Source organism: Oerskovia sp. NPDC060287 (assembly GCF_042726775.1).
GTDB lineage: Bacteria > Actinomycetota > Actinomycetes > Actinomycetales > Cellulomonadaceae > Oerskovia > Oerskovia merdavium.
Genome location: NZ_JBHXBO010000408.1, coordinates 1 through 1,409 on the forward strand (window position 1 = coordinate 1; position 1,409 = coordinate 1,409).

The following is a 1,409-nucleotide window of genomic DNA, read 5'->3' on the forward strand; positions in this document are numbered from 1 at the left end:
GGCCCGCCCCCTCGGGGTGCGGGCCGCCGCCGTGCGAGGACTCAGCGGGGCGACACCCACCGCTCGTGCAGCTGGTAGGCGCTGACGTCGGTGAGCGACGCGACCTGGTCGACGACCACGCGGAGGCGAGCGGCGTCGTCGGGCGCCTCGAGCCAGTCCGCCGCGAACGGCGCCTCGAGGGCGTCAGGCGCCTTGTCGCTGAAGACCTCGACCAGGTCCGCGAGGACCTGGCGCTGCTGGTGGTGCAGCGGCTCCTGCTCGCGCGGGGCCATGACGTACGCCACGGCCATGCCCTTGAGCACCAGGATCTCCGCGGACGTCGTCGCGGGAACCACGAGGCGCGCCGAGTAGCGCGTGAGCATCCCGTCGCCGTACTCCTCGCGCGTCGCGGCCTGGGCAGACCCGCTGAAGCGGCCGATGAGCTGGCTCGTCGAGTCCTTGAGCGCCGCGAGCGCCCGGCGCGACCCGTCGAAGCCCCGCATCAGGTGCCCGGTCGCCTCGAGGCGGGAGATCGCGGCGTCGAGCTCGGCCTCGTCGTAGGCGTCGCCGTACCAGGCGCGGACGGCGGCCACCACGCGCCCGCGCTCGTCCGGGTCGGCCAGCACCGCGAGGTCGAGCTTGCCGCCCACGATCGCGTCCTCGACGTCGTGCACCGAGTAGGAGATGTCGTCGGCCAGGTCCATGACCTGGGCCTCCATGCACTTGACGTGCTCGGGGGCGCCCTCGCGCAGCCACGCGTAGACGGGCACGTCGTCGGGGTAGACACCGAACTTGTGGGTCGTGGTCCCGTCGGGGCGCCGCGGGCCCTCACCACGGCGCCAGGGGTACTTGACGCTCGCGTCGAGGCTCGCGCGAGTCAGGTTGAGGCCGACGGGCGTGCCGTCCGCAGCGAAGACCTTGGGCTCGAGGCGGGTCAGCAGGCGCAGCGTCTGGGCGTTGCCCTCGAACCCGCCGTGGTCGGCCATGATCTCGGCGAGCGCGCGCTCGCCGTTGTGCCCGAACGGCGGGTGCCCCAGGTCGTGGGCCAGGCACGCGGTGTCGACGACGTCGGGGTCGCAGCCCAGGGCACGGCCCATCTCCCGGCCCACCTGGGCGACCTCGAGGCTGTGCGTGAGACGCGTGCGCACGAAGTCGTCGGAGCCCGGGCCCAGGACCTGGGTCTTGGCGCCGAGCCTGCGCAGCGCGGACGAGTGGACGACACGCGCCCGGTCGCGCTCGAAGGGCGTGCGGGACTTGCTCTTGGGCGGCTCGGGGACCCAGCGCTCGACGTCGGCGGCCGAGTACCCGAGGGCGTTTCCTGGCGTGGTGTGCGGCACGTGTCCCACCCTATCGACGCGGACGGTCCGCGATGGCGCACAGCCCCCGCGCCGAGAAGTGAGCAGATGCCCCTGATCCGCACGGATCAGGGG

1 protein-coding gene is annotated in these 1,409 nt (G+C 73.6%); it reads right to left on the reverse strand.

Annotated elements, in window-relative coordinates; all coding sequences use genetic code 11:
- Nucleotides 1–41 precede the first annotated feature (41 nt).
- On the reverse strand, nucleotides 42–1,316 hold the full coding sequence (locus ACFWFR_RS19355; protein ID WP_377617163.1) for a deoxyguanosinetriphosphate triphosphohydrolase: 1,275 nt from the start codon (nucleotides 1,314–1,316) through the stop codon (nucleotides 42–44).
- Nucleotides 1,317–1,409: the final 93 nt, after the last annotated feature.